At 38.7% G+C, this 5,301-nt stretch carries 4 protein-coding genes; all 4 read left to right on the forward strand.

What is annotated here, in order from left to right; genetic code table 11:
• Window positions 1–354: 354 nt before the first annotated feature.
• The 4 genes from CWB66_RS14735 to CWB66_RS14750 all read left to right on the forward strand — a co-directional run bounded on the left by CWB66_RS14735 (window position 355) and on the right by CWB66_RS14750 (window position 5,273).
• Complete coding sequence (locus tag CWB66_RS14735; RefSeq protein WP_077537184.1) at window positions 355–948, forward strand: DUF4402 domain-containing protein; 594 nt, start codon at window positions 355–357, stop codon at window positions 946–948.
• A gap of 34 nt (window positions 949–982) precedes the next feature.
• Window positions 983–1,429: a DUF4402 domain-containing protein gene (locus CWB66_RS14740; protein WP_077537185.1), complete on the forward strand. Its 447-nt coding sequence runs from the start codon at window positions 983–985 to the stop codon at window positions 1,427–1,429.
• A gap of 14 nt (window positions 1,430–1,443) precedes the next feature.
• Window positions 1,444–2,274 carry a fimbrial biogenesis chaperone gene (locus tag CWB66_RS14745; RefSeq protein ID WP_138585953.1) on the forward strand — a complete coding sequence of 277 codons (831 nt, stop codon included), beginning with the start codon at window positions 1,444–1,446 and terminating at the stop codon, window positions 2,272–2,274.
• 89 nt (window positions 2,275–2,363) lie between these two features.
• Window positions 2,364–5,273 carry a hypothetical protein gene (locus CWB66_RS14750; RefSeq protein WP_138585954.1) on the forward strand — a complete coding sequence of 970 codons (2,910 nt, stop codon included), beginning with the start codon at window positions 2,364–2,366 and terminating at the stop codon, window positions 5,271–5,273.
• The last annotated feature ends 28 nt before the right edge of the window (window positions 5,274–5,301 follow it).

A 5,301-nucleotide genomic window follows, 5' to 3' on the forward strand; every position in this document is an offset into this window, starting at 1 on the left:
AGCAGGCGGGTTGGTATTTAGGCAAGGCAGCGCCTATGTAGTGTGGTTATTCCCCATAAATAGGCGATAACGCAGCATAAATGCCAAACATGCGCTGCCCGAAGGGTTCTGCCTAGGGGCAATTTACTCTTTGTTGCTCGGTTTTTACTTAGCCCACTAGGTTACAAACCTCGCGCCGCGATTAAATTCTCCCTAGATTGAACAAATTTTAATCCTGAAAGGTCAACAGGTCCTAATTATTTACGCTTATTAATAAAATATACCAATAAATACTAAATTTATAATGATATTGGTCGATACTTAATCTAACCTGACTGTTATGGTTACGTAAGTTAACAACTAATAGGAATATCTATGAATCAATCAATTAAAATAGCCTCAATTGCTACTGCACTGTCACTAATCTCACTTAACGTGTCTGCTGAAACTGCGAGCTTTAACGCGGGCGTAAAAGTACAAAATGCGTTTACTTTTACTAAAACAGCAGACTTAGACTTTGGAACGATACGCGCTACCGCTGATACAGCGGCGACAGAAACAGCCACTTTAGTTTTAGCTGCAAACCCAGCAACCGCTGCTACAACAGCATCTACTGATGCGACAGCAGCAGAAATTGCAGTATTAGCTGCGGGCTCACCGGCTTCGTTTTCAGTATCAGGTGTTTCACCATTTGCGACCCTTAGCATTACCGGTACCGGTATTACAGGTGCAATTTCACCAGTAACCGCTCCTGCAGGAACGGCTGGTTTTACTCTAGGTACGCCAACGTATTATGTGCTTACAGGCGCTACACCTAACAGCGTAGCTACAACTACTATCCAAGTTGACTCAACAGGTGCTGCAACATTTAATGTAGGCGCAACGCTTACTACAGACGCTACAACGCCAGCTAGTGATTATATTGACGGTGATTATAGTGGTACATTCACATTATTACTGGATTATTAAGAAATATTGCCTGCTTTAATAAGCAGGCATTTTTATGATAAAGCCTATTTTACTACTAAGTGCGTTTTATAGCGTAAACGCACTTTCTCAAGTAACCGTTTTAGAGCCACTTAGCTTTGGCACAATTGTGGTTGTTGAAAATACACCAAGCAGCTCAATCACATTACTACCAAGCGGTACTAGCTCTGGAACAAATATACACATAATGCGAAATGGATACCCTGCAGAACTGCTATTTGAGGGATTTGGGGCACGCGTTCAAATAAATATTACAGATTCAGGAGTTCACCAACCGCTTACTCGAATCAATGGCGGGACAGCGTTTACACTTGATAATATAATTTATGCCAATTCAATAGTCACAAATGCCTATGGCATGGCCACTTTAAAAATAGGTGGACAACTAAGTGCTAGCGGCGATGGTCAGCTTTACTTAGATGATAATTATTCAACAACCGTTGAAATAACAATTGCCTATTAAGAGAAATAATCACAATGAAGTTATTAAAGTTTTTTATTTTAGTCGTCTATGGCTGCCAGTTATTAATTAGTTTTTCGAGCCATGCAGATTTACTTATTTCCCCTACACGGGTGTCTTTTGATGAGCGCCAAAGAGTTGCTAAAGTAATCGTAATAAATAACGGTGATGAATACAGAACTTACCGTTTGTCATGGCAAGAAAAAACCGCTAAACCAGAAGGGGGGTATATTACTCACCCTAGCGATCAAATAAGTCCTACTGCGCTTAGCAGCATGGTCCGCATGAGTCCATCACAAGTGCGATTAGCGCCAGGGGAGCGTCAAATAGTTAAACTTGCCTTACGAAAACCCAAAAATTTAGCAGATAAAGAATACCGCTCGCATTTATTATTCCAAGCATTACCAAACGAAGATAAAAGCAAATCGACAAAAATGGGCATTAAAATCAACATGATTTTAAGTTACTCAATACCCGTTATTTTGCGCCAAGGTGCAATACAGCCTCAAGTTAATATTGAGGCAATCGAGCTGGTAAAAAATGAGCAAAATAACGCGCTGCTTGTATCACTAGCCCGAAAGGGTAACTACAGCGCTTTTGGTAAAGTAGACGCTTTTTATAAAGCAAATAATGCGAGCGAAGAGATTAAGGTATCTATGCTAAGTGATTACAGTATTTACGCCGAAGTACCTTTAGCTAAGCTAACGCTCAACTTCTTTGAAAAAAATGTAATTAGTGGTGCTGGTAAATTACGGATTGTATATTCAGGCCTTCGAGAGTATCAAGGTGTAATATTTGCAGAAAAAACCGTTAATCTAAACGCTAATTCAGTGGGATTACTAAACTGATTTTATTCAAACGTTATACATTAGTTATTGGCTTAGTACTTTTTGTATTAGGCTTTGCAGCACATGCAACGCAAAATAAAACCGATGTTTTGTATAACACTCTGTTTAACATTGAAAAAAAATGGGAAAAAGTAACCGAAGAGCAAATTAATGACATTGCTAAAGTAAATACAGGTTCTATTACAAATGACTTTGAAGCGCAAAATATGGGGATCCCAGTAGGTGAACTGTTGTTTTTCTCAGCGTATTTACGCAAATATTATTTAGGCGAGTTAACTGCTATAAAAAGCGAAAATGGCGCATGGATTGAACTAAATAGCGTGTTTGAGCAGCTTAATTTTGCAATCACTGTTAATAACGAAAGTTTAACTGCAAAAGGTTGGTTTATTTCCCCTAATAATCAATTTGAGATGAACCTAAATGAGCAAAAAGTATTTGTTAATGGGGTGGCTTACTCACTCAATGAGCAAGATTATTATATTGATGCTGGCGATATATTTATTGATTATGAGCAGCTTAATGCATGGTTTGCATTAAAGCTTAAACTTGATTTTAATTCTTTAGAGCTGTATCTAGACCCTCAAGTGAAACTACCTATTGAACAAAAGCTACAACGAGAGCAGCGAAAGTTTAATGCTAGCTTAGATCACTTAGTCCCTACCTTGCCTTGGAAAGCGAGCCCTTATCAAGCAAGTTCAAACCCCGTGGCCGATTTACAACTTAGTTACTCTGCTACCAAAAATAATACTTCCTTAAACTATTCCATTTTAGGCTCGCAAGACTTAGCTTATGTTAATGCTGAATATTACCTAGCAGGAAGAGAAGGGAATTTAATTAGCGACTCTCGTTTGTCGTTTAGTCGGCAAGACACACACGCTAGCTTACTTGGGCCTCTTGGGGCTACAAATGTGCAGTTTGGTGATGTGCTTGCTACTCAAATAGGCAGCAACTTTAGCAGTTATTATGCGCGTGGCATTAAGATTAATAACAAACCGCTATACAAAAAAGTAAATAACAATCAAATAAACCTAACGGGCGCCGTTCAAGCCGGTTGGGATGTTGAGCTTTATCGAAATAAAATATTAATAGATCAACAACTGAGCTTACCTGACGGGCGTTATTTATTCGAAAATATAGATTTACTCTTTGGTGCAAATACCTTTGAATTAATTTTTTATGGCCCGCAAGGCCAAGTAGAGCGAAAAGTTGAAGAATACTTAGTTGATGGCAATAGCTTAGAAGAAGGTGAAGGTTTTTACGAAGTCTCACTCACTCAAGAAGGTGAGCAATTACTTAACCATTCAACATCAGTTAATGCTCAGGATGGGTGGTTACTGTCAGGGCGTTATGAGCGCGGGATCACTGATAATTTATCGGTTTATTCTGGGTTATCTACGCTTAGTAGCGACGATGGCGACGACGAGCATCGCTATGCGCTTGGTTCAAATTTGAGCATTTTTAATAAAGTACTCGTTAACTTAGACTATGAACAAAACAATAATCGCGAAGACGAACTCGAAATTGCAGTTAGAAGTGAATTTGCAGAGCAATCAGTGCGTTTTAGCATGCGTAAAGCATCACAGCTTTTAAATAAAAACCTCAAAGATGGCCCTCTCGATGACTCAAGTACTTACGAGTTATTTGTATCGGGTAATGTAATGCAAAATGAATATGGCCGTTTAAGCTATCAAAATACTGCGTCACATATCACTAACGACACACAAGACAGTGTATTAAGGTTGGGTAATATTTTAAATTACTCAATTGCAGGGTATTCATTTAATAACAGTTTACAGTGGGCCGATAACGATCGATTTTTTGGCAGTAGCTTGTTACAAAAGCGTTTTGGCCGAATTAGCACGCGTTTAGGAGTTAACTACTCTTTAGAGCCTGAGGGGGAAATTACAAGCTACGAAACCGAATTTAGCCGCTCGCTTTCTCCCAATTTACAAGCAGAGCTAAAATTAACTCACCAGTTAGATGATAATATTAAATACGCTGAACTTGGATTAAACTGGCAGGCTAAATTGTTTAGCATTAATAGTAATTTTAATTACGACAGTGAAGATAACTGGCGTGTTGGTTTATTTGGCCGCTTTAGTTTGGGCTACGACACTGTAAATAATGATTACTTTTTAAATCGACGTAGTTTGGTTCAGGCCGGCTCACTTATGGTGCATGTATACCTCGATAACAATAATAACGGTATATTTGACCAAGATGATGAAAATATTGAAGGCGTTAAAGTAAAAGGGCTACAAAATTATCGTACAGGCCTTAGTGATGAAAACGGTATTGCTTTGCTCTCCGGTATGCCCGCTAATTTAACTACCGATATTGTTATAGATACAGATAGCTTGCCTGATCCCTTTTATATTGCAGCCACAGAAGGATTTTCAATCACCCCACGTGCAGGCTTTGTTGAATACATGGAAATACCATTAAATAATAGCAGTGAAATAGAAGGAACGGTTTACAAGCAAACTGGCGATACCAGTGAAATTGAGCCTTACGCAACCGTTAAGCTTTTAGATAAAGCGGGTAAAGAGGTTGCGCAAACTCAAGCTGCCTACGACGGCTATTATTTATTTACTGACTTACGCCCAGGGCAATATAAAGCGGTCATTGATGATGGGTTTAAAGAGCGAAAATCACTAAAAAACACACAACAGATACAGGTTGATTTATCAGCAAAAGGGGATGTGTTAGTTGGCGTTGATTTTACGTTAAAAGAAAAAGCACAAACGCAGGGCTATATTGCTAATATTGGTGACTTTTCGTCATTAGCAATACTTAAAACATACTATCAATTGATTAAAAAAAATGTATCTGGCGTTGTAAAACAGAGCCCTTTTTATGTGAAAGATACCGTTTTAAATCGCTACGTATTAGCGCTTGCTTACGATAAAACAGAGTCTGTGATGCTCAAAGATGCGTGCCTAAACATAGCCGAAAAAGGATTAAGTTGTACTGTGCAGGCGCAGCGTATTAGCCACTAATGGCATAACTTAACCTGAACTCTGGATA

The organism is Pseudoalteromonas sp. S558 (genome assembly GCF_005886635.1).
GTDB lineage: Bacteria > Pseudomonadota > Gammaproteobacteria > Enterobacterales > Alteromonadaceae > Pseudoalteromonas > Pseudoalteromonas aliena.